A 24032-nucleotide genomic window follows, 5' to 3' on the forward strand; every position below is an offset into this window, starting at 1 on the left:
CGCCGCCCGACAACCGTGCCCCATCCCCGCTCCGACGTGCCGCCGCCCACCGCCATGGACCAACCGAAACGTATCCTGATCGTCGAGGACGACGCCGACATTGCCGACGTGCTGAGCCTGCACCTGCGCGACGAGCGTTACGAGGTCGTGCACACCGCGGACGGCGCCGACGGGTTGCGCCTGCTCGAACAGGGCGGCTGGGATGCGCTGATCCTCGACCTGATGCTGCCGGGCGTCGACGGCCTCGAAATCTGCCGGCGTGCGCGGGCGATGACGCGCTACACGCCGATCATCATCACGAGCGCGCGGTCGAGCGAGGTGCACCGGATCCTCGGCCTCGAACTCGGTGCCGACGACTACCTCGCGAAGCCGTTCTCGATGCTCGAACTCGTCGCGCGCGTGAAGGCGCTGCTGCGGCGCGTCGATGCGCTCGCGCGCGATTCGCGGATCGACGCGGGCACGCTCGACGTCGCGGGGCTGGCGATCGACCCGATCGCGCGCGAGGCGAGCGTCGACGGCGCACGCATCGACCTCACGCCGCGCGAATTCGACCTGCTGTATTTCTTCGCGCGGCATCCGGGCAAGGTGTTCTCGCGGATGGACCTGCTGAACGCCGTGTGGGGCTATCAGCATGAAGGCTACGAACACACGGTCAATACCCATATCAACCGGCTGCGCGCGAAGATCGAGGCCGATCCGGCCGAGCCCGTGCGGATCCTCACCGTGTGGGGGCGCGGCTACAAGCTCGCCGCGCCGGACGCATGATGAAGCTCACGCTCCCCCAGCGGCTGTCGCTCGTATTCTCGATCCTGCTGCTCGCGTGCTCGGGCGCGTCGGCGTGGCTGCAGATCCGCGCGAACGACATGCGCGAGAAGGAAGTCGTGCAGGCGCTGTCGCGCGACCTGGCCGCCAACATCGCCGGCAGCGCGCCGCTGATGGACGCGAACGGGTTGCGCCCCGACGCCGTGCGCACGCTGTTCGGGCAGTTGATGGGCGTGAACCCGAGCGTCGAGGTGTATCTGCTCGACAACGCGGGGCGCATCAAGGGCGACGACGCGCCGCCGGGCCACGTCAAGCGCGACCGCGTCGATCTCGCGCCCGTACAGCGCTTCATCGCGGGCCAGCCGCTGCCGATCCTCGGCGATGACCCGCGCAGCCCGGACGCGCGCAAGGTGTTCAGCGCCGCGCCGCTGCAGCGCGCCGGGCAACCGCCATCGGGCTACATCTACGTGGTGTTGCTCGGCGAGGCGCACGACCGGCTCGCCGCGCGCGTCGACGCCGGCAACGTGCTGCGCACGACGCTGTGGTCGATGGCGATCGTCGCGCTGCTCGGCCTGCTCGCGGGCCTCGTCGCATTCAGCTTCATCACGCGCCCGCTGCGCCGGCTGACGGCCGCGATGCGCGGCTTCGACGCGAACGGTGCACCCGGCGCGCCCGACACGCCGCCGCCGGTGCTGCGCTTGCCGCCGAGCCGTCGCGGCGACGACATCGCGGTGCTCGAATCCGCGTTCGCGCAGATGGCCGACCGGATCGGCGACCAGTGGCGCGCATTGACGCGCCAGGACCAGCAGCGGCGCGAACTGATCACGAACATCTCGCACGACCTGCGCACGCCGCTCACGTCGCTGCACGGTTATCTGGAGACGCTGTCACTGAAGGCCGACACGCTGGCCGAGCCCGAACGGCGGCGCTACCTGTCGATCGCGCTCGCGCAGAGCGCGAAGGTCGGGCGGCTCGCGCAGGCGCTGTTCGAGCTCGCGCGGCTCGAATCGGGCGGCGTGCAGGCCGAGCGCGAGCCGTTCTCGCTCGTCGATCTCGTGCAGGACGTGTTCCAGAAATTCGAGCTGGCCGCGCAGTCGCGCGGCGTCGCGCTGCATGCGCGGATGCCGCCGCGCGTGCCGGCCGTGTCGGCCGATCTCGGGATGATCGAGCGGGTGCTGACCAACCTGCTCGACAACGCGCTGCGGCACACGCCTTCGCACGGCGAGGTCGAGATCGCGCTGGAGCCGCAGGGCGACCGCGTGGTCGTGACCGTGTCGGATACCGGCGAAGGGATTCCGCCGGCGCGGCGCGAAGGGCTGTTCCAACGGCCGCAGCGGCCGATGAGCGGCGGCACGGCGACGAGCGGCGGGCTCGGCCTGTTGATCGTGCACCGGATGCTGGTGCTCAACGGCAGCGGCATCCGGCTCGTCGACCGGCCCGGGCGCGGCGCGGTGTTCGAGTTTGCGCTGACGGTTGCGTCGCCGGCGGCGGGCGACGCACGCTGAGCGCGGTCGGCGGCGTCAGCCGCCGCGCTTGCGCCGCACGTCGCTCGGCGTCGTGCCGGTCCAGCGCTTGAACGCGTGGCGGAATCCCACGGCATCGCTGAAGCCGAGCGTCAGCGCGATGTCCTCGGTGCTGAGCGTGGTCGTGCCGAGGTAGTCGATCGCGAGCGCCTTGCGCACGCTCGTCAGCAGTTCGCTGTACGACGTGCCTTCGGCTTCGAGCTTGCGGCGCAGCGTGCGCGAGGTCATGCACAGGATCCCGGCGATCGCGTCGATGTCCGGAAATTGTCCCGGCGTGCGGGTGAGCTCCTCGTAGACGCGTCGCGTGATGCCCGACTGGCTGCGCAATTCGTCGAGCAACCGCGCGCAGTGCGACGACACCTGCGCGGCCGTGATCGGATTCGCGAGCTGCGGCGCGCGCGTGAGCCATGCCGCCGGATAGCTGAGCACGTGATGCGGCTGGTCGAACGCGATCGGGCATTCGAGCGCGTCGGCCAGCAGCGCCCCGTGCGGCGGCCGCGGCTGCGCGAACTGCGCGCGCGCGGGCACACACCATCCGCCCATCACGTCCTTGATGATCGTCACGTGCAGCGCGAACTGCATGTCGATCAGGAAACGGTACAGCGGCTCGTCGAGATCGGGTAGCGCGACTTCGTGGCGGTCCGGAAACAGCCACGACGCGGTGTCGCCCTGTTCGACCCAGCGGATCGGCAGCATGCCGTTCGCGAGCCGGTGATATTTGACGGCCGAATCGAACGCGCGCGCGAGCGATTCCGAGCACAGCATCGCGTAGCCGTACATGCCGTAGCTCGACGCGCGCAGCAGGCGGCCGACGCGCACGCCGAGGTCGGGTCCGTCGTACCGGCCGACCGCGTTGCGCGCGGCCGTCAGGAACTGCAACGGCGACGTGAGCGTGAACGGATCCGCGACGTCGGCCGGCGCGAGGCCGGTGCCGGCGAGCACCGTCGCCGGGTCGAGGCCGGCTTGCGCGGCCACGTCGACCAGCACGGCCAGCTTGGCCGGCGTGAAGCGCTGCGCGCGCAACGCGTGGGCGGCTTCGGCGTCGGGCAGCCGGGGGGGACGGGCGTCCGTCGGTTTCAACAGCGCACTGCGCGACATGGCGGGATCCTGCGTCCGAATCGATATCGTTGACGGCCTGCAATTCTGCGCGGGAACGATCCCGTCCGCCACAGGGTTCACCCTGATGGGCTGACGGTACGGCCCGATCGGGCGGGCGTTCGCCGCGTGAAGCTACGTGGACGGGCGCATCCGCGTGTCCGTTTCGATCATGTTTTCGGCCGCCCGGATCATTTGCAAAGCGCGTCGCGCGGGCGATAGTCGCCGCTCAGGCGGCGGCCCGCGTCCTTCCGGCGTGCAGGCCTCCGTGCGAACGGCGCGCAGGCTGGCGTGCCGCCCCCAAGGAGTGAGACATGACGAAGAGACACTGGACCGGGTCGTACGGCTCGATCCCCGCCGAGATCGACGCCGATCGCCATCCTTCCGTCAGCGCGCTGCTGGACGACGCGATGCGCCGCTTCGCCGACCGTCCGGCGTTCCATGCGTTCGGCCGCACGCTCACCTATGCCGACGTCGAGCGCCTGTCGACCGCGCTGGCCGCGTATCTGCAGCAGGTCGTCGGCGTGCGTAAGGGCGATCGCGTGGCCGTGATGCTGCCCAACGTGCTGGCGTTTCCGGTCGTGTTCGTCGCCGTCGCGAAGATCGGCGCGATCCAGGTCAACGTGAATCCGCACTACACCGCGCGCGAGCTCGAGCATCAGCTCAACGACGCGGAAGTCGAGGCGGCGATCGTCTGCGGCGGGTCGATGGGCACGTTCGCGGAGGTGGTCGGCGGCACGCGCGTGCGCACCGTGCTGAGCGTGGGGCGCGAGGATCTCGGCGCCGTCGATGCGCCGGCGGGCACGTGCGACGCACTGCCGCCCGGTTCGACCGCGCTCGCGCACGCCATCGCCGCCGGCGAATCGCTCGCGTGCGAGCCGGTTGCGCTGCGCGGCGCGGACCTGCTGCTGCTGCAATACACCGGTGGCACGACCGGCTTGTCGAAGGGCGCGGCGCTGTCGCATCGCAACCTCGTCGCGAACGTCGCGCAGTTCGCGGCGATCGTGCCGGATGCGCGCCAGCCGGGCGAAGAGGTCGTCGTCACGGCGATCCCGCTGTATCACATCTTCGCGCTGACGGTGAACTTCCTGTCCTACTTCGCGATCGGCGCGCAGAACTGGCTCGTCGCGAATCCGCGCGACATGGACGGGTTCGTCGACGTGCTGAAGGCCGCGCGGCCCACGGTGTTCGTCGGCGTGAACACGCTGTACGCGGGGCTGGCCGGCCATCCGCGCCTGAAGGAGGTCGACTGGTCGCGGCTGAAGTTGTCGGCCGGCGGCGGGGCGGCGGTAATCGACGTGATCTCGGCACGCTGGAAGGCGGTGACGGGCAATTTCATCCGCGAGGGCTACGGGCTGTCGGAAACGTCGCCGGTCGTGTCGTTCAACCCGCAGTCGATCGACAGGTTCACGGGCACCACGGGCCTGCCGCTGCCGTCGACCGACGTGAAGCTGCTCGACGAGCAGGATCGCGAGGTGGCGATCGGCGAAGCGGGCGAGATCTGCGTGAAGGGGCCGCAGGTGATGAGCGGCTACTGGCGCAAACCGGACGCCAACGCGGCCGCGTTCACGGCGGACGGCTATTTCCGCACCGGCGACGTCGGCACGTTCGACGCGGCCGGCTTCCTGCGGATCGTCGACCGCAAGAAGGACATGATCATCGTGTCGGGCTTCAACGTGTATCCGAACGAGGTGGAAGCGGTGGCGACCGCGCTGCCGGGTGTTGCCGAATGCGCGTGCATCGGCGTGCCGGACCCGCGCACGGGCGAGGCCGTCAAGCTGTTCGTGGTGCTGGCGCCGGACGCCGACGTGACGGAAGCGCCGCTCGTCGCGCATTGCCGCGCGAGCCTGGCCGCGTACAAGGTGCCGAAGCTGGTTCGCTTCGTCGACCGGTTGCCGAAGTCGACGGTCGGCAAGATCCTGCGCCGGGAACTCAGCCGCGCCGACTGATGAGGGCGACGCGTCGCGCGGTCGCGGCTGCGCGGCCCGGTGCACCGAAGACCCGGAAGGTGGCGCGCGGCCCGCTCAAGTACAATGCGGTCGGTTCGATCGACGGGGACGTGATGACCGGCTCAGATTCACTTTCCGCCCGGCCCGGGCGTGCGCTGCCGTCGCCGAGCGCGACGGTGCCGATCTCGCTCGTCAACGGCTTTCTCGCGAGCGCGGGCGTGCAGCGCGACGTGGTCGAGCGCTACCTGCGCGGCGCCGGCATTCCGATCGAGCTGCTCGGCGAGCCGCACGCGCGCGTGACGGAGGAGCAGTTCTCGACGCTGTACCGCACGCTCGCGATCGATCTCGACGACGAGATGCCCGGCATTTTCTCGCGTCCGCTGCGCGGCGGCACGCTGAAGTATCTGTGCCTGAGCCTGCTCGATGCGCGCAACCTCGAAACGGCGCTGCATCGTTTCGGCCAATTCTTCCATATTCTGCTCGACGACTTCTTCGTCGAATCGAAGCGCGACGATCTCGTCGCGCAGGTGCTGCTGCGCCCGAACGACGCCATCGGGCCGATCGGTGCGCTCGGCCAGGAGCTGATGCTCAAGCTGGTGCACGGCGTGTGCTCGTGGCTGATCGGGCAGAAAATTCCGCTGCTGCAGATCGAGTTCGCGTGCCCGCGGCCGCGCCACGCGGTCGATCACCTGTACTTCTTCACCGGCTCCGTGCAGTTCGACCGCGAGCGCACGCTGATGCGCTTCAGCGCGGATTACCTCGGCGCGCCGATCCGGCAGAGCAAGCGCAACCTGGGCAAGTTTCTCTCTCGCGCGCCCGGCGACTGGATCTTCGAATCGTTCAGCGAACAGCTCGTGTGCCATCGCGTGCGGCAGTACCTGTCGGCGGCGCTGCCCGACCTGCCCGTGATCGACCAGGCGGCCGAGCACCTGCATTGTTCGGTGCGCACGCTGAGCCGCCATCTCGCGGCCGAAGGGACGACGTTCCAGGTGCTCAAGGACGAACTGCGGCGCGACATCGCGATCCAGCGGCTGACCGATACGCCCGACACGATCGCGGCGATCGGCGCCGACATCGGCTTCGACGATCCGAGCGCGTTTCATCGCGCGTTCCGGCACTGGACGGGGAGTACGCCGGGGACGTATCGGCGGCGCGCGTAGCGCGCGGCGCGTGCCGTCGTCGTTTCGAAGACGGTTCCCATGGCTGGCTCCCATCGGCGGTTCCCATAACCGGCTCCCTTCGCGATGGAAGCGAATCGCGGAATCTCCGAAGCGGCGACCCGCCCTGCGATGCGGACGCGGAATAAATCCGTGATTCGCGTGTTGTCGATAGATCTGCCATCGACACTGTTCCAGGAACGAAATGCGCTCATACACCGATACGCTGGATGCTTCCGTCGCCGCGTGGCACGAATCGATCGATGCGTTTTGCCGCTTGCAGGACGTGGGTTCCGTGACGACGGGCGTGCACGGAACGAAGTCGATCTACAGTGGCGCGCCCGTGCCCGTACTCAATGCGGTGATCGGCATGACGCGCGAGCCCGACGTCGAGGAGATCAGGCGCTTTGCCGAATCGTTCAGGGATTGCGAATTGCCGTGGAGTATCCAGACACGCGCCGTCGGCACGCAAGCCGCGGCAATTCGACGAATCGCGGGCGAATACGGTCTGACGCAATGCGTCGCGCTGCCGTTCATGACGAAGCGGCTGGATGGCGCCGCTGCACCGGCAGCCGGCGATGGCCGTGTGGTCGTGCGTCAGGTGGAGGCAGCGGACAGCGAACGGTACAACAGCACGCTTGCCGCGGGCTACGAGGCGCCGGGCCCGGTGTTTCGACGGCTGAGCGCACCGGCGGTTCTGGAGTCGGACGGGATGATGGGCTTTCTGGTGGAATGGGCCGGCATTCCGGTTGCGACATCATTCGGTGTCCTGCGCAACGATCAGGTTGGGGTATTCAATGTGTCGACCGTTCCCGCGTATCGGCGACGAGGCTACGCGCGAGCGGCGACCCAGGCGGTATTGAACGCCGCGGTCGCCAAAGGCGCGCATACCGCGTTTCTGCATTGCACGCCGGCGGGGCACCACGTGTACGAGTCGATGGGCTTTGCCGCCGGCGAGGCGTGGCAGGTGTACGTCGGCTAGTGACAGCGGGGGGCGAATATTCGACGAAGAACATTCAAAGCGATCGGGCTTTGGTCTCCGGTAACAGGAGAACCGCCAGCAGCACCACGCCATAGGCCGCCCCTGAAAAGATCGCGATGGCCATCGCCAGCCCGATCGAGTGGCTCAACATCCCGACCAGACTCGGAAACAAGGCGCCGATTCCGCGGCCGAAGTTATAGGTGAAGCTCTGGGCATTCGCGCGGAAGCCCGACGGAAACAATTCCGTCAGGTACGCACCGACCCCGCTGAAGATGCCGCACGAGGAAAATCCCAGGGGAAACCCGAGCCAGAGCATCTGCGCGTTGGACAGCGGAAGCGTCAGGTACAGGCATACCGATACGAGCGACAGCGCCGAAAACAACATGAAGTTGCGGCGCCGCCCCCAATAGTCGGAAAGGTACGCGCCGACGACGTAGCCGCAAAACGACCCCACGATGATCACGAACAGATAAGCGCCCGTGTTGAGCACGGAAAGATGCCGCTCGATCTTGAGGAAGGTCGGCAGCCAGATGGACATCGCATAGAAGCCGCCCTGGATGCCGGTGCAGAGCAGTGCGGCCAGTACCGTGCGCCGCAACTGCGAACGGGAGAAGATGACCCATGCCGAGGGCCGGCCGGCGCCTTGTTGCCGGGTGGCGGCCGCGTGCGCGAACACGTCGGGTTCCGGCACATTCCTGCGGATGTACAGGACGAGCAACGCGGGCAGGATCCCCACCCAGAAAAGGCTGCGCCAGGCGAGCGTCTCGGGCAGCACGGAAAACGCGATGCTGTAGAGAATCGCCGCGATACCCCACCCGACGGCCCAGCCGCTCTGCACCAGGCCGACCACCTTGCCGCGATGGGCGGGCGAGACGATCTCGCCGATCAGCACGGCGCCGACGGCCCATTCGCCGCCGAAGCCGAGCCCTTGCAACGCGCGCAGGACGAAGATCTGCTCGAAATTCCCTGCGAAGCCAATCGCGAGCGTACAGACCGAGAACCACAGGATGGTCCCTTGCAGGACCTTGACCCGCCCGTATCGATCCGCCAGGATGCCGGCGATCCATCCGCCGATCGACGAGAAAATCAGCGTCACGGTGCCCAGCAGGCCTGCCTTGCCGCGATCGAGCCCCCAGAGGTCGATCAGCGAAGCCAGCACGAAGCTGAACACCATGAAATCGAATGCATCGGTTACCCACCCGGCGAACGACGCGTTGAACGTGCGCCTGCCCGCAGGACCGAGTTCCGCATACCAGGACGGGCCGGATACCGCGGGTTGCGACACCTGCTCGACATTTCTCGTTGACGTCATCGTGCTGTCCGGGAGTAGAAACGGCCTTGTCAAAGCCGCGCGGGCGAGCGTCGGGCCGCCAGCGCCCGACGGACGACGTCCGGTGACGCGGGGGCTTCGCGGATGCGCACGCCGATCGCGTCATGGATCGCATTCAGGATGGCCGCGGCCGTCGGGACCAGCGCCGGCTCGCCGATGCCTTTTGCTCCGTAGGGGCCGACGGTCGTCGGTGCTTCGACGAAAATCGACTGCACCTCCGGCATGTCGTGCACCGTCGGAATCATGTAGTCGTGCAGATTGTTGTATTGCCCGGGGTGATATTTCTCCATCAGCGCCATGCCGACGCCTTGTGCCACCGCGCCTTCGATCTGCCCTTCGAGCAGCGTCGGATTGACCATCCTGCCGACGTCGTGTGCCGCCACGACCTTGAGTACCCGAACGCGCCCGCTCTCGCAGTCCACCACGACTTCCGCAATTTGCGCGCCGAACGCGTAGGCCGCGTAGGCGATGCCTTGCCCCGCCGCATCGAGCGATGTCGTCGGCGGATCGAAGCTTTCCTCTGCCGCGACGACGTAGCCGTGCGCATCGACGGGCAGGGTCCGGAGATCCAGTGCGACGCCGTCGACGGCGATCCCGCGCGTATCGGACGAAATCCGTGCATCGGGCGCCGCGGCTGCCAGCGCGAGCAGCCGGTGGCGCAGCGTCGTGCCGGCGAGAAAGGCAGCCCGACCGGTGACCATGGTCTGGCGTGACGCCGAAGTACGGCCGCAATCCGGCGTCAGCGCGGTGTCCGGACCGACGATCCGCAGGCGATCGACCGGCACGCCTAGCGCATCGGCCGCGATTTGCGGAATGACCGTGTTCGAACCCTGACCGGCATCCACCGCACCCTGATGCAACACGATCGTGCCGTCGGGACGAATACCGAAGCGGACGGTCGACGGATTCGGCAACGCGGTGTTGCCGCAACCATAGAAGAACGCGGCCAGGCCGACGCCGTGGCGAAGGGGGCCCGGCGATGCGCCATTCAGCGCGGCGACACGGGCTTGCGCTTCACGCCAGGCCGGCCGCAGCGCATCGAGGCACGCGACGAGGCCCACGCTATCGTCCAGGATTTGCCCCGTCGGCAGCAGGTCCCCGGGCCGCAGCGCGTTCATTGCACGAAACTCGAGCGGATCGATGCCCGTCTTGAGCGCCAGCTCGTCGACGAGTTGTTCCTGCGACATCGTCGTTTGCGGGACGCCAAAGCCGCGGAACGCGCCCGCGGGCGTGACGTGCGTATGAATCGCACGCGAGTGCGCCGTGTAGTGGGGAATGACGTACGGGCCGCCAGCATGCACCGGCACGCGATTGGCGACGGCGGTGCCCCACGAAGCGTACGCGCCGGTATTGAAGTCGCCGTCGAACGTCACGGCACACAGTCGGCCATCGGCATCGGCAGCCATGCTGGACGTCATTCGACCGGGATGGCGCTTGGTCGACGTGGCCATCGATTCCTCGCGCGAGAACACCATCGCAACCGGCCTGTCGAGATGCCAGGCCGCGATCGCGAGCAACGGCTGGACCGTCATGTCGAGCTTGCCGCCGAAGCCGCCGCCGACCGCGGTTGCCACGACGCGCACCTGCTCCGGCGGGACGGCGAGAATGCGGGCGAGATCGCCGCGATGCGGATGGGGTGCCTGCGTGGACGAATGGATTTCAATGGTGTCGCCCACGCGTCGTGCCCAGCCGGCCTCGGGCTCGAGGTACGCATGCTCGACGAAACTGGATTCGAACGTTGCGCTGACGACGTACGGGGCGCCCTGCATCGCACGTTCCGCGTCGCCGCGGCGCACGAGCCCCTCGATCAGCACATTGCCGGGACGATCGGCGTGCAGTTGCGGGCTGTCGTCCAGCACGGCGTCGACGATCGCGAGCACCGGGCTCAGCGGTTCCCATGTGACGGGGAAGCGGCTCAGGTCGAGCGCCGCGATGGCATCGCGCTCGCCGACCACCAGTGCAACCGCCTCGAGATGGTGTCGCGTCTCCGTTTCCGGAAGGACGGGCTGGTCCGCGTACGGCGTGGCGACACCGTGCAGATTCATGCCGGGCACGTCGGCGTGGGTCAGCACGCGCCGCACGCCCGGATGGGCTGCGACAAATGCGTCGAGGTCGCCGAACGCGAAACGAGCGCGGTGATGAGGGCAACGGACCGCGCGCAGGAACAGGCTGTCGGCCGGATAGTCGTCAGCGCCGAAACGCTGGCTTCCATCGACCTTTTCGGGCCCGTCGAGGCGCGTCAGCGGTACGCCGACGGACGGCCCTTCGGACGGGGCAACCGTACAGCGCCGCGTGGCAGCACCGCACCCGACCTCCGTCACGGCGTCGACGATCTTCCGGTAGCCCGTGCATCGGCACAGCACGCCATCGATGGCGGCCCGCGCACTGGCGCGGTCGGTCACGCGGCCGGCGTCGATGGCCGCCGCCGCGGCCGTCAGCATGCCCGGCGTGCAAAATCCGCATTGCACCGCCTGATGCGCGAGAAAGGTCTGCTGCAGGCGGCTGCCGCATCGGGTGCCGTCGGCCAGCCCTTCGACGGTGACGACGCGGCGCCCCGCGACCTGCCCCAACGGAATCAGGCAGGCATAACGTGCGTCGCCATCGACGATCACGGTGCAGCTTCCGCAATCGCCCTGGCGGCAGCCTTCCTTGGTCCCGAACTGCCGCAAGTCCGCGCGCAGGTAGTCGACCAGCCGCTGCGACTGGTCCGGCGGCAGGCGCAGCCGCGTGCCGTTGAGTTCGAACCAGTCGAGTGGCGGCGAAACCGGCGCGCTGTCGCTTGCGGTGATTTCGCGAACGTCGGCGAGCTCGTCAAGCAAGGGATGCGCCACGTGCGTTCTCCTCGATGCAGCTTCTGAAAGCGCGCGCCACGGCCAGCCGCGCGAGATGAATGCGATGCAATGCCGTCGCACGGCAGTCGTCGAGCGGGGACAGCTCCGCAAGCGGCGCCGCTTCGATCACGCCGGCCAGCTCTTCGCGCCGCCGGCCCGACAGCGCCGCCTCGAGCATCGGCATCCGCCGTGCAACGTCGGATGCGCCGCCCACGGCAATGGCCGCCGCTTCTACCGTGCCGCCCGCGGACACGCGCAGATGCGCGGCGGCCGACACGACGGCGATCGCTGCGCCGTCGCGATTCGTGCATTTGACGAACGACGTCCGATCCGGCGCGCGCGGCAGCGCAAACAGCACGGCAACCAGCAGTTCGTCCGCGTGCAGCGCGGTCCTGCGGCTGCCGGCCAAGAACTCGGCCAATGGCAAACGGCGCACGCCCCGCGTGCTCGCCAGTTCGACGCGTGCGTCGAGTGCCAGCAGCGGCGGGATGCCGTCCGCCACCGCGGAGGCATGGCACACGTTCCCGCCGATGCTGCCCTGGACGCGAATTTGCCGGGGCCCGACGGAAGCGGCAGCTTCCGTGAGCGCCGCGGGCAACCAGGCTGTCCGGGCGATGGCCTCCCAGGTGCTCGCCGCGCCGATACGGGCAATGCCGTCGCGCTGCTCGATGCCGCGCAATGCGTCGATGCGGCTGATATCCACCCATGCCGATCTGGCGGGCACCAGCCCGATATCCGCAAAGGCATCGGTTGCTCCGCAGACGATGCGCGGCCGCGGGTGCTCCGCGAGCCGGCCGAGCACTTCGTCGATGGTGTTGGCGCGAAGATAGTTCATCGCAAGGGTGCGTGCATCTTCATGGTCACGATGGTCGATATTGGCACCGGCGCGCGCTCAGCCGCCCGCCGACGCATCCTTGCGGACAACCCGCAGCACGCTGTCGATCACGAACGACTCCCAATGACGCACGGCATGCGGCGCATCCAGTTCCTCCCCGAGGAACACGGACAACGTGTAACGGTTCGACGTATAAAAATACGCCGTCGAGATGATCAGCAGGAACACGTCGCGCGCATTCAGGTCGTCACGAAACAGGCCTTGTTCGACGCCGCTGGCGAGAATCTTCGCGATGGTCTGCACCGCATGCGACGAGTATTCGCCCCGACGCTCCAGCTTGGACACGTGCTTGCCCTTGTGCAGGTTCTCCGTGTTGAGCAGCGTGATGAAATCGGGATTGCGCCAATAATAGTCCAGCTTGAAACGAATCACGGATTTGAGCGCTTCCACGGGATCCGCAGGATCGGGCGTCAGCTTGAGTTCCGACTCGTCCATCCGCCGATAGATGCCTTCGAGCACCGCGACGAACAGGCCCTCCTTGCTCCCGTAGTAGTAGTAGATCATCCGGTCATAGGACTTCGCCAGCCTGGAAATCCTTTCCACGCTGCCACCTTCGTAGCCGTAGCGCGCGAAGACCTTCGTCGCTGCACGAAGGATCTTGTCGCGGGTTTCCTGCGCCGCTGCTTCCCGGACGCCGGTTCCACGCACCGGCTTGCTTTTTGCTGCCTGGGCCATACTGCTCCTATGGCGGCCGACAACCTGGCCTTTGCCGCCTCAAAAAACTTCCAATAGCAGGCTTCCTCGACTTTCGTACAGGGAACGCTACATGAACTATGGATTCTACGGAACTCTCTTCGTGACTGCAACAAAACATAAAATCGCCATAAATTCAAAGACTTACTTTTGATGTTGTCTACCGTCCGGTCACTCGGGCGAGCCAGTCTTTCACCGCTTGCAGTTTTTATTTCCGGAAAGTGCTGCTACCATTCGTTTGTGGAGTACTCACTACATGAAACGCCGATTCCAGGTTGTCTTGGGCCGCTGTCCGGTAAGCAGGAGATAGACGAATGAACAACGAACTCGACGATCCCTGCAGCGCTTTCGCTGCGCGGAGTATCTGGAAATCGCCTTCCGACGCGAGCAATCCTGAAATGATCCCGGTCTTCGGCGGAGGTGCGTCTCAATCGCTGCTCGATCTGGACATGCACGCGTTGCGACATGTTTCCCGTGCGACGGCGAACGAGGTCGCACCGGCGGCGCGCATTGGAAAATTGCTCGAGGCCGCGATGCAGGGCGCGGCGGCGACCTGGGGACTGATTGCGGTCATGCGCGACGGCGGCTGGGAGGGTGCCGCCGAGGCGACGGCATCGGGTGCGCCGAACGTCGACGTGGAACGGCTGCCGATCGATCGGCTTCCGGCCTCCATCCTGGCGGCTGCCGTCCATCTGCGCAATGGACTGGTGCTGCACGACGCCCGTGCCGCCGATCAATGGCGCATGGACGACTATGTGCGCCGTCGCAAGCCGCGCGCCGTGATCTGCGTGCCGATCCGGTGCAACGGCGCATTGACCGGCGCGTTGTATCTGGAACACGGTGACGCGCCAGGCGTCTTCACGCCGGCGAACGCCGCGTTGGTCGAGATCATTGCACTGCATGCCGGGTTCGCGCTGGAGAACATTCGTCTTCGCGACGAGCTGGCCGCGCTGCACGCCCGCCTGGGCAGCACCGAAGCACGGATGCACGACACGCTGTCCCAGATGGATCGCGTCGATCGGCTGAAAGCCTATGGGGAGCTGGCGGCGTCGATCGTGCATGAAGTCGCCCAACCCGTCACGGCAATAGACACATCGGCGCGCGCCGGGCTGAAGTGGCTCGACCGCAGTGCCCCGAATATCGATGCCGCCCGCGAGATGCTCGCCCACATCTGTGCATGCGCCGTGCGTGCGCGAACCATCATCAGCGCGCTGCGCGCGAGGGCGCGGCACGCAGCGCCCGTCTTCACCGTGTTCGATCTCGCCGATGCGCTCCGCGAGGCGGCCGAATTCGTGGAAAGCACGCTGGACGCGATGAAGGTGAGCCTGCGCGTCGAAGGGTTCTCGTCCCCGATGCCGATGCGCGGCGAACGCGTGCAATTGCAGCAGACCGTCATCAGCTTGCTGATGAACGGCGCGGAAGCCATGCTTGGCATTCCAGAGGATGAACGAGTGCTCGTGCTGACATGCGAATCGGCCTCCAACCTCCTGCGCATCCGCGTCGACGATTGCGGCGACGGCCTCGATCCGCAGTTGGCGGAGCGCATCTTCGAACCGCTGTTCACGACCAAGCCGCATGGCATGGGCATGGGCCTTTTCATCTGCAAGTCCATCGTGGATGCGCACCACGGTCAACTGGAGCTGACGCCGCGCTCGGAAGGCGGTACTCGGGCAACGGTGACGTTGCCGCTCTTTTCGATGTGACGCACACGGGTTCCATCGCGAGCGGGCGATCAACGGGCGTGGCGGGATGGCGTGCGCATTCGGTAACGGATCGGGTGCCTATACGAACGTATGGGGCGACTTATCCCGACGCGTCATCCGGCTAGCTGCAGATTCAATGGATCGGGTCGGCACCGCGACTTATGCTCGTCCCACCGGTACACGAATCGCATTGACGACGGCTCGAGCGGCAGGTCGTCGAGTCGGATCGCGATGTGGCGGATATGTGATGCGTGTGCGTCGTGACGATGCAGACGACCGGAACGTGCGTGCTTCTCGATACCCGAAATCCAAGGAACCCATCATGAAACTCCGACGAATCGTTGCAAGCGGCGGCCTGGCCGTCGTCCTGACTGCCTGCTTGCATCTGCAGGCATTTGCCGATGAACGGCCCGATACGGCGGGCGCTGATGTCGCGGCGACCTCGACCACGGCGACTACGTCGGCCCAGTCCGCCGGCACGACGAAAAAGGCCGTGCGTGCAGCCAATCGCACATTCTCGCGCTCGGTTCAGAAAGTGCTGGCTCACACCAAAGGACTGGAAGGGAAGCCGATCACGGTATTCGGTAACGCTTCGACGGGGCGGGTGACGCTGGCAGGCCAGGTGGAAAGCGAAGACCAGGACCATCTGGCGGTCGAGGCGGCCAGAAAGGCTCGCGGCGTTACGTCGGTGAACAGCCGGATCACGCTGCGACCGCAAGGCGGAGCCTGAGCGCCGGGCGGGCGCACTGCCGGGCCGGATGGCATGGTATCGGTGACCTGCGTGCGCTCGCTTTCACATGACCGATCCGATTGGCTGGGAGAAGTGGCGATGGCGACAGTGCCTGAAGCGGACATCGTGGTTCGCACTTTGATCAATGTCCTCGATCCTTCGCTGGAACAACGCGATGTCTGCTTGCGAGCGCAGCGCGCGCGATACAAGTCGCGACGCTTCGGTGTGCGTCAATGCGACGAACCCGAGGTGCTCGCGCGGACCGAACCGCTTTCCAGCATAGCGGTGACGGAATGCCTTTCGCTATCCATGATCAGCGTGTCATGGAGCGACTCGTGTTCGGGGCGGTATACCGAGCAAATCTGGTGCAGGAGCCGCGCGCGCGTCCCGTCGGTCTGCGTACTGACCGGACGTGCAATACGGCGCGGCGATCCCGTGTTCCGTCCGCGTGCGAGCGATATCTGCCTGCCCTCCAACCGTCAGCGGATGATTCTCGCCGCGACCGTTCAACCATGCGACGGCGGGTCTGCACCCGATACGATCTAGCGGTACGCGCGAATCGGTCATGCATTCGCGGGTGTGGTGCGAGCCGGGCCTAAGGCGACGGGACCGTCACGACGATCAGTGCCGCACCGTGAAGACGTTCGGCCAGATCGAAGTGAACGGGACGCTCGCGCCACCAGCGCGCGAATCCGCTGCGGGCGCAATGCCCGACGACGACCAGGTCCGGACGGGTCGTCACCGCATGTGCCGCGATGGCGTCGGCCGGGCGTCCGAACCGCACGTAGCCGCGCGCGGCGATACCATCGTCCGCCAGTGCGCCGATCGCCCGTTGAAGCTCGTGACGCGCGAATTCCTCGATGCGGTGGTGGGCGAGATCGCCGAGCATTCCGGCCGCCTGCGCATTCGCGGTCACGGGGTCGACAACGGCCACGACGTCGACCTCCGCCGACAATGCGCGCGACAGCGCCGCACACCGCACGAGTGCGGCCTTTGCCTCATCGGTCCCGTCATAGACGAGCAGCATTCTGGAAAGCGATGACATGTGTTTCGCGTGGGTTGTGGGAATGAACGCGTCCGTGGCGAGCACCGGCATGCGTGGCGCGTGCCCGGATACTTCCGCCGCAGCGGACGCGGTTGTCTACACTGAACACGCAAGGCATCCCGTTTATTCCAGCGTCGTTCGAATGTCAGCCGCAGGTTTCGGTGTCGACGCAATTTTCCGTCGGCATGCGCGATTCGCGGGGCTCGTCGAACGCCACGCGGATCGCTTTGCGCGCGCGGGATATTCGGCTCATGATCGTGCCGACGGGTATATCGAGCGTATCGGCTGCTTCCTGATAGCTGAACCCGTCGATGCTGACCAGCAGCAACGCGATGCGTTGGGGTTCCGGTAACCGTGCCACGGCATCGATGATCTGCCGGACGGCCAGGCCGGTTTCGGACGTGGAGCGCGGATCGGCGACCGTTTCCATCAAGGCGTCGTTCCAGTCGAGCAGCAGGCGGTCGCGATGATTGCGTTGGCGCAATTCATTGAGCCATATCGAATGGATGATCGAGAAGACCCAACTCAATGGCGACGTATCGGAGCGCAGTTGATGAGCCCGCTCGAGCGCGCGAACGCAGGCACGCTGAACGAGTTCTTCTGCATCGTACCGATTCCCGGTTATGCGCATGGCGAACGACCGAAGGCGTGGCAGCATGTCGGGAAGCATCATTGAAAGTTCGGTTTGCTTCATGGGCTACTCGAGTCCGGCACGGGATCCCGGCTGCGCATCACGCGACGCGTCGACCTGCGGCACGCGCGGAATGGATCCCTTGGGAAAAGAATGTTCAGATGCGGCGGTTGGACCGACGACGTGGGTCGTTACGATCCGGGCAACCGTGCGATTTCTGTACCGACGTATTGGAACGTCGCAACGTATCGGGCTTATTTCGTCGGACGGGGTGAATGCAACGTCATGTACCTGCGACGCGTCCGGATACATGGAGAGACAATCGAAGGCTCGATATGGACGACGGCTTGCAAGCGCAGCGTCGTGACTCGACAGCGGTTCCCGTCATCGACGGGCACGATTGCGGGACGGCGGAGTTCGCGTGGCGGGATGGATCGCCGACGGCGGCGCAACTGCGCGGCATGCTCGAATATCGACGGGGCGGGTCGCCATCGGGTGACCGGTTGCCTCGATGCAGGGCTGGCGGCCAATGATTCGGGCAGCAGGTTGCACCTGTCGTGCAGGATGCGTGGAATCGGCGCGCGGGCGCGACACGGCGAACGTCTGGATGGAATCCAGGCCAGACGATTCGCCGGGCGGCCGGCCGCGCTGCACTCGAATCACTCGTCCGTCGGGCGGCCGTGCGGATCGAAACAAATGAACATTGGAACGGGACCGTATGCAGGGGCGGTCAGGGCGCTGCGGGCGTGCCGACATTGCACCGCCAGGGCCAGACCTGATAAAGAGGCCGGTGTTCAATGGCCGGAATACAGCTTCCTCAGTGCGTCGAGCTCGCCGCTCTGCCGCGCCCGCTCGAGTTCCTGGCGTACTTCCGTACGCGTCTTCGCCATCGGCGCCATGGCGACCGGTGCCCACTGATTGGTGGCCTGGGCATCGTGATTTCCCGTGATCGAATCCGCGGGGGTTGCCGCATAGACCGAGGCCGTCATCGCGAGCGCGGCGAACGCGAAGGTGATCTTGAATGTATTCATGTCGGAATCCTTAAAATAGATCGATCGGAAATTACGCACGGCATCTGATGAAGTCGGGAGCACGCATGAGCCAGCCGCGTGATGGTTCGTCGCCAGATTCCGTCGTGTGTGTATTGGGCGCCGGGAAGGTATCTCGCATGTGTCCGGGGCGCGGCATTTTGCAATGCCGTGTATCCGTCCATCGGCGGGATACATTCGGATACGAAATCGCCCGTCGTCGCGGGGCGCGAGCCGGCTTCGACGGCCGGCGCGCCACCGGTCGGTCGTGCTGCTCGCGTGTGCTGCCGGCCGTTCGGGAGGAATTGGGCGCCGCGCTCGTTTTTGCGTTTGGCGCGACAGGTGCTGAGCCCGGGAGAGGGAACGTCTCCGTCGGTGAAATCTCGGTCCGCTTTCACGCCGGTTCCGATCTGACAACAACGGCTGTACGTGTCGTCGAAGCGACGAAACGGGGACGACAGTCGATTCGGACGATGCACCGCCGGAAGCGGACCGATTCGAACGGGTGGGCTCGACTGTCGGGGCCGGCGCCGGAGGCGCGTGACCCCGGGTCGTGCCGAACCGGGGCCCGTTGTTGCGTTGGCGAATTCGGGCTGGAATAATCGGGCGGCTCACGTGTTTTCAGTGGTGCCGGCAGAAGGTCGTTGCGATCGGTGGGGGGCGGCAACGACCGAGTGGAGTCGACGTTGGGGAACCGGCCATGGCATGCGCCGCGGCTGCGTGTCCGGCCGAACGGATGCGGCCGGGTATCCCGCTCCGAGCCGGCGCACAGGTACCGACATGTCGCGTACCGCGCCGCCGTGCCAGCGGCGTCCGGGTTCATGCCTGCCACCGTTTCCTTACTGCATCCGCATGATCGAACTTTCGACACGACGCTTGATTGAGCTTTGCCCAGGGCCGCCACGGCTGCAACGTGCGATCGACGACAATGCGCCGTCCGTCCTGATCACCGGACACGGTGCGGCGGCACCGTCGGTCGCCGCGGCGATGCAACGCGAATATGCGTTGCGCGCGGTGCTGCGCGATGGCTGGTCCGCGGTTCCGCAAGCAATCGTGTCGCACGGCGGCGGAGCCGTGCTCGTCCTGGCCGATCCGGGTGGGGAGCCGCTGTCCGTTGCCGGTGCACCGCAGGAAGGGCCGGCCGCGTTCCTGCGGCTCGCGATTGCGCTTGCGACGACGGTGGGCGCAATGCATGCGGCCGGGGTCGTGCATCGCGCACTTGCGCCGCATCGCTTCCTGGTGGATGACGACGGCCGTGCGTTCCTGACGGGCTTCGGCCATGCCGTCTGCCCCGGTGCGATCTACCCGTTGCGCGACGCCGAGCTCGATTGGAACGTCGCGAATTTCGTCTACATGGCGCCCGAACTCGGCGCAGGCATGAACACAAGTGTCGACGCTCGGGCCGACCTCTACTCGCTCGGGTGCATTCTCTACGAGCGACTGGTCGGGGTGCCGCCGTTTGACGCGATCGATGCCGCCGCACTCGTGCATGCGCACGCCATGCATTCGGCGCGGGCGCCTCACGAGCGTGCCGGGCACGTACCCGAGCAGATCTCGCGGATCGTCATGAAGCTGCTCGAAAAAGCCCCGGAGCAACGCTACGGCACCGCCGCGGCGCTCGTCGCCGATCTGCGGCGATGCGAACGGCGCCGTCGCCGCGATGAGACTGCTGCTCAAGCCCGTTTACCCGATGTGCGGGGCGCCGGGCAGCGCTCGGAGGCGCTGGCCGAGGTGCGGCAACGGCAGGCCGCGCATGCCGGGGGTTTCGATGGGGCGGGCATTCTCACCGGGAATCGTTTGCACGAACTGGACGTCCGGGCGGTGCTGCGCATCTCGAATGCGCTGGCGAGCGACATCGTCCCGGCGCGCCTCGTGGAGACGCTGTTGCGCACGACGCTCGAAAGTGCCGGGGCCGAATACGGCGCGCTCGCGGTGCTGCGCGAGGGTGCATGGCATGTGCCGGCGCGCGCGGACGTGGTCGACGGTACGATCGTCGTGACGCAGGCGGCCGAGCCTTTCACGGCGGACGTGCTGCCCGTGTCTCTCGTGCAGGCGGTGGCGCGTACGCAGGAGGGCGCGGTGCTCGACGATGCGTCCGAATCGCCGGCCCACGCACAGGATGCGTACGTTCGGCGCAAGCGCCCCCGGTCGGTGATGTGCGTGCCGCTGATGCGTTATGCGACGCTCGTCGGTGTTCTGTACCTGGAAAACAATCTGGCGGCGCGAATGTTTACCGCGGCCAACGCAGCCCTGGTGGAAGTGATCGCGTCGCAGGCCGCGTTCGCGCTCGAGAATGCACGGCTCTACGAGGAACTGGTCGAGCAGAACCGTCAGCGCGCACATGCCGAGGAACAGCTGCGGGCCGCACTTGCCAGCCTCGAGCGCGCCAGCCGCCTGGAAGCGATGGGCGAGCTCGTCGCGTCGATCGTTCATGAAGTCTCGCAGCCGATTGCCGCCGTCGATACGTCGGCGAGCGCGGCATTGCGTTGGCTGAGCCGGGAGCCGCCGGACGTGGGCGAGGCGCGGGAAATGCTCGTGCATATCAACCGGGGGGCGGCGCGAGCCAAGAGCATCATCCAGGCCTTGCGCGCAAAGGCGTGCAAGGCCGAGCCGCAGTTCGCGACGGTCGATCTCAACGAGGCCGTCCAAGAGGCAGCGGTGCTCGTCGCGCGGCAACTCGACGCGCTCGATGTCGTGTTGGATCTGCGCGTCCAGGACAGCCCCGTCTATGTTCATGGCGACCGGATCCAGCTCCAGCAGGTCGTGATCAATCTGCTCACGAACGGTGCTGAAGCGATGGCGGGGCTCGCGACGGTGCGTTGCCTGTCGCTTGCTTGCGAAGCGGACGGCGTTGACAGCGCACGCGTGACTGTAGAGGATCTCGGCAGCGGTATTGCGCCGGATATTGCAGACCGGCTGCTCGAACCGCTCTTTACGACCAAGGAGAACGGGATGGGCATGGGCCTCGCCATCTCGCATTCCATCGTCGATGCACACGGCGGGACGTTGACGTTGTCGACCCGCGACGGCACCGGTACGCGCGCAATCATCATGCTGCCGCGGGCCGATCCATGACCGGGTCGTCCGCCGGCGCGCGGCGCGGCGGACCGACCGGTTCTTCGAGATGTCTTTGAGCCGCCACGCGGCCATCCCTGCAAATTCACCAGTGAATACTTCGATGCCCGAAACCAGAATGCCTTATTCGGATCCTTCATCTGCGGATCGGAACGGTCGTGTCGTCTACGTCGTCGACGACGACGAGTTCATTCGTGCCGCGCTGATCAGCCTGCTGCGATCGATTGACCTGGACGTTCGCGCATTTGCGTCGACCGAAGCATTTCTCGCGGCGCCGAAGGGCGCCGGACCGTCGTGCCTCGTGCTCGACGTCAGGCTGCGCGGGCAGAGCGGGATTGCATTCCAGAAGTCGCTGGTCGAGAACGGCGGTCCGCAGATGCCGATCATCTTCATCTCGGCGCACGGTGATATCGCGATGACGGTGAAAGCAATGAAAGCCGGTGCGATGGATTTCCTGACGAAGCCGTTTCACGATCAGGAAATGATCGATGCGGTGATCGCAGCGCTCGATCGCGATGCGAAACGACTGGAGGCCGATCACTCGCTGCTCGATCTGCGCGCATGTTGGGAATCGCTGACGCCGCGAGAATGCGAGGTGCTGCAACACGTCGCGGCGGGCTTGATGAACAAGCAGGTCGCGGCGAACATGGGCATTGCCGAGATCACGGCCAAGATCCATCGCGGTCAGGCGATGCGCAAGATGAAGTGTCGCTCGGTCGCGGAACTGGTGCGCAAGATGAGTGCGCTCGGCATCGGGCAGCCCTCATGTTAGCGGCGGCACCGTTATCGAGGGAAAACCTACCCCATACGTAGATATGGTGACGGTGCGGCGGCGTGGCGGTATGCTGGCAACTCGGGCAGCCGTAGTCGGGACGGTCCGGTCAGCTCACTCGCCATAAGCAGGGATGCCTTTTTCACTCTCAGCCACCGATCTCGTATCGATTGTCGACGACGACCCGTTCGTGCGCGCCGCCGCGAGAAGCTTCGTGCGTTCGCTCGGCGGGGAGGCGCACGAGTTTGCGTCCGGCCCGGCGTTCCTGGCTTCGGACGTGGCGTCGCGAACAGGCTGCCTGATCTGCGACATCCAGATGCCGGAGATGGACGGCCTCGAGGTGCTGGCCCGGATCGAAGCCCGCGGCCTGACCATTCCGACCGTGTTCGTCACGGCATTCGCCACTGCCCGCGAGCGCGAGCGCGTGCGGGCCAGCGCCGCGCTGTGTCTGCTCGAGAAGCCGATCGACGCGCAGGAGCTTCAGACGTGGCTCGCCCGCGCGCTCGGCTACGGCTGACCCGCCGCGGTTTGCCGCCGCGCCGACCTAAACCTTCGTAGGGGGTGGATGGCCGCTTGTTTGATGGTGCGAGCCCCCACCTGCGTGTTCTCATCGTTCCTGTACCGTCCGCCGTGGCGGCGACAGGAGAACGAAGATGGCGAACCTTCCTACCTTATCGTGCGGGGCCTTGTCCGAGTTCCGCATTGCGCGTCGCATCCGCAACGTCGCCCGCGTAGGGTTCCCGTATGTGCGCGAGTTCATCGTGTGGCCCGTCCGTCTTGTCGTCGCGGCCGGCGTGCTGCTCGTCGCGGAGCGCATGCATGACGCTCGTGCCATGCTGCCGAACGCGTTGCCTCCCGTGGCCGGCGGCAGTCTGCTGCTTGCAAGTGCGGCCGGTATCCTGTTTGCGCTGGCAGCGGTGCTGTGGCTGCGCACGCGGAGGCTGGACACGAGAATCCGGCAGCTCGCCGCGGCAATCGAGAATCATGGCGTCGAGGCGCTGCCCGATGCACTGGTCGAGCGCGGCGGCCCCTCGATCGCAAGGCTGACGCGCGCGATCAACGACGCGCATCGCCAGCAAGCGGAACGCGTGACGGAATTGCTGCATGTGCTGGCCGCGTACGCGCATGATCTGCGCACGCCATTGACGCGGATGATGCTGCGTAGCGGGATGCTGGACGATGGCGCGTTGCGTGACGCGATGGAGCGCGACCTTGCCGAGATGGGGGAACTGGTCGAAGCGAGCCTTGCCTGCGCACGACTTCAATGCAGCGTGGCGGAGCCGCCGCGGCGCGTCGACGCGGACGAGTTGCTCGGCGCGCTGGTCGGCAACTATCGCGACGCGGGCCTGACCGTCGGCCTCGACGGGCGGGTGGGCCGTCCGCTGGTCACTTGCCCGCACGCGCTGCGTCGCGTGCTCGTCAATCTGATCGACAATGCGCTGCGTTACGGCGGCGACGTCCGCCTGTGTGTCCGGGTCGAGGCAAGACGTGTGATGCTCAGCGTGGTGGATTCGGGGCCCGGCATTTTGCCGGCGGAGCTGGAGGCGGTGTTCGCGCCCTGGTATCGTGCGCCGCAGACAGCGGCGCGCGCGTCGGGATCGGGGTTGGGGCTGGCGATCGCGCGCCGTCTGACGCAGGCGATGCAAGGGGAATTGCAGTTGAACAATCGCAGTACCGGAGGCCTCGAAGCGAGAGTGACGTTGCCGCTCGCCGTCGCATGACGGCATGGGGAGATGATGGCGGCCGAAGAGGCCCGTCTTCATCGATGCGCAACGTCGGCCGCGTCGATAAATCGGCGCGCCATGGAATGACATGAACCGGTCAGGTGTTG

At 66.5% G+C, this 24032-nt stretch carries 20 protein-coding genes; 12 read left to right on the forward strand and 8 right to left on the reverse strand.

Annotated features, from left to right (window positions below; all coding sequences use genetic code 11):
* Window positions 1-54: 54 nt before the first annotated feature.
* A complete protein-coding gene (locus C4B30_RS28110) occupies window positions 55-765 on the forward strand; it encodes a response regulator transcription factor (protein WP_027786192.1) in 711 nt (236 codons plus the stop codon).
* Window positions 765-2267 (forward strand): sensor histidine kinase, encoded by a 1503-nt coding sequence (locus C4B30_RS28115; RefSeq protein WP_027786191.1) that lies wholly within the window; start codon window positions 765-767, stop codon window positions 2265-2267. The genes C4B30_RS28110 and C4B30_RS28115 overlap by 1 nt, the downstream gene beginning before the upstream one ends.
* Window positions 2268-2282: 15 nt before the next feature.
* Here the strand turns inward: C4B30_RS28115 and C4B30_RS28120 are convergent, their stop codons facing one another.
* Window positions 2283-3383: an AraC family transcriptional regulator gene (locus tag C4B30_RS28120; RefSeq protein ID WP_027786190.1), complete on the reverse strand. Its 1101-nt coding sequence runs from the start codon at window positions 3381-3383 to the stop codon at window positions 2283-2285.
* A gap of 311 nt (window positions 3384-3694) precedes the next feature.
* Between C4B30_RS28120 and C4B30_RS28125 the strand changes: the two genes are divergently transcribed.
* The 3 genes from C4B30_RS28125 to C4B30_RS28135 all read left to right on the forward strand — a co-directional run bounded on the left by C4B30_RS28125 (window position 3695) and on the right by C4B30_RS28135 (window position 7468).
* Window positions 3695-5329, forward strand: coding sequence for an AMP-binding protein (locus tag C4B30_RS28125; RefSeq protein ID WP_089502443.1), 1635 nt, complete (start codon window positions 3695-3697; stop codon window positions 5327-5329).
* Window positions 5329-6489, forward strand: coding sequence for an AraC family transcriptional regulator (locus C4B30_RS28130; protein WP_027786188.1), 1161 nt, complete (start codon window positions 5329-5331; stop codon window positions 6487-6489). The genes C4B30_RS28125 and C4B30_RS28130 overlap by 1 nt, the downstream gene beginning before the upstream one ends.
* Window positions 6490-6691: 202 nt before the next feature.
* Window positions 6692-7468 (forward strand): GNAT family N-acetyltransferase, encoded by a 777-nt coding sequence (locus tag C4B30_RS28135; RefSeq protein ID WP_027786187.1) that lies wholly within the window; start codon window positions 6692-6694, stop codon window positions 7466-7468.
* Between the two features lie 34 nt (window positions 7469-7502).
* Here C4B30_RS28135 and C4B30_RS28140 read toward each other — a convergent pair whose 3' ends face one another.
* The 4 genes from C4B30_RS28140 to C4B30_RS28155 are packed head-to-tail and all read right to left on the reverse strand — an operon-like array spanning window position 7503 to window position 13199.
* Window positions 7503-8780 carry an MFS transporter gene (locus C4B30_RS28140; RefSeq protein WP_034185511.1) on the reverse strand — a complete coding sequence of 426 codons (1278 nt, stop codon included), beginning with the start codon at window positions 8778-8780 and terminating at the stop codon, window positions 7503-7505.
* 29 nt (window positions 8781-8809) lie between these two features.
* Entirely contained in the window at window positions 8810-11629 is a 2820-nt protein-coding gene (locus tag C4B30_RS28145) for a molybdopterin-dependent oxidoreductase (protein WP_027786185.1), read from the reverse strand.
* Window positions 11610-12464, reverse strand: coding sequence for an FAD binding domain-containing protein (locus C4B30_RS28150; RefSeq protein ID WP_027786184.1), 855 nt, complete (start codon window positions 12462-12464; stop codon window positions 11610-11612). Before C4B30_RS28150 ends, C4B30_RS28145 begins: the two co-directional genes overlap by 20 nt.
* 57 nt (window positions 12465-12521) lie before the next feature.
* Window positions 12522-13199, reverse strand: coding sequence for a TetR family transcriptional regulator (locus C4B30_RS28155; RefSeq protein WP_027786183.1), 678 nt, complete (start codon window positions 13197-13199; stop codon window positions 12522-12524).
* 332 nt (window positions 13200-13531) lie between these two features.
* Between C4B30_RS28155 and C4B30_RS28160 the strand changes: the two genes are divergently transcribed.
* The 3 genes from C4B30_RS28160 (at window position 13532) to C4B30_RS28170 (ending at window position 16196) form a co-directional block, all read left to right on the forward strand.
* The gene (locus C4B30_RS28160; protein WP_027786182.1) at window positions 13532-14920 is read left to right on the forward strand and encodes a sensor histidine kinase; all 1389 of its coding nucleotides are present in this window, start codon (window positions 13532-13534) and stop codon (window positions 14918-14920) included.
* A 322-nt stretch (window positions 14921-15242) separates the two neighbouring features.
* Window positions 15243-15650, forward strand: coding sequence for a BON domain-containing protein (locus C4B30_RS28165; protein WP_027786181.1), 408 nt, complete (start codon window positions 15243-15245; stop codon window positions 15648-15650).
* 99 nt (window positions 15651-15749) lie between these two features.
* The gene (locus C4B30_RS28170) at window positions 15750-16196 is read left to right on the forward strand and encodes a DUF3331 domain-containing protein (RefSeq protein ID WP_080681406.1); all 447 of its coding nucleotides are present in this window, start codon (window positions 15750-15752) and stop codon (window positions 16194-16196) included.
* Window positions 16197-16245: 49 nt separating this feature from the next.
* On the opposite strand, the gene C4B30_RS28175 is transcribed toward C4B30_RS28170, so the two are convergent.
* The 3 genes from C4B30_RS28175 to C4B30_RS28185 all read right to left on the reverse strand — a co-directional run bounded on the left by C4B30_RS28175 (window position 16246) and on the right by C4B30_RS28185 (window position 18357).
* Complete coding sequence (locus C4B30_RS28175) at window positions 16246-16746, reverse strand: universal stress protein (RefSeq protein ID WP_373558216.1); 501 nt, start codon at window positions 16744-16746, stop codon at window positions 16246-16248.
* 94 nt (window positions 16747-16840) lie between these two features.
* Complete coding sequence (locus C4B30_RS28180; RefSeq protein WP_027786179.1) at window positions 16841-17389, reverse strand: RNA polymerase sigma factor; 549 nt, start codon at window positions 17387-17389, stop codon at window positions 16841-16843.
* 731 nt (window positions 17390-18120) lie between these two features.
* Entirely contained in the window at window positions 18121-18357 is a 237-nt protein-coding gene (locus tag C4B30_RS28185) for a DUF4148 domain-containing protein (RefSeq protein ID WP_027786178.1), read from the reverse strand.
* Window positions 18358-19341: 984 nt separating this feature from the next.
* Between C4B30_RS28185 and C4B30_RS28190 the strand changes: the two genes are divergently transcribed.
* The 4 genes from C4B30_RS28190 (at window position 19342) to C4B30_RS28205 (ending at window position 23922) form a co-directional block, all read left to right on the forward strand.
* Window positions 19342-21429, forward strand: coding sequence for an ATP-binding protein (locus tag C4B30_RS28190; protein ID WP_415748914.1), 2088 nt, complete (start codon window positions 19342-19344; stop codon window positions 21427-21429).
* 103 nt (window positions 21430-21532) lie between these two features.
* Window positions 21533-22201, forward strand: coding sequence for a response regulator transcription factor (locus tag C4B30_RS28195; protein WP_027786177.1), 669 nt, complete (start codon window positions 21533-21535; stop codon window positions 22199-22201).
* A gap of 133 nt (window positions 22202-22334) precedes the next feature.
* Window positions 22335-22718, forward strand: a complete 384-nt coding sequence (locus tag C4B30_RS28200; protein ID WP_027786176.1) for a response regulator transcription factor — start codon at window positions 22335-22337, stop codon at window positions 22716-22718.
* Between the two features lie 136 nt (window positions 22719-22854).
* Window positions 22855-23922 (forward strand): ATP-binding protein, encoded by a 1068-nt coding sequence (locus C4B30_RS28205; protein WP_051421432.1) that lies wholly within the window; start codon window positions 22855-22857, stop codon window positions 23920-23922.
* Window positions 23923-24032 lie beyond the last annotated feature (110 nt).

Origin of the sequence: Burkholderia sp. BE12 (assembly GCF_002959955.1) — a bacterium.
GTDB lineage: Bacteria > Pseudomonadota > Gammaproteobacteria > Burkholderiales > Burkholderiaceae > Burkholderia.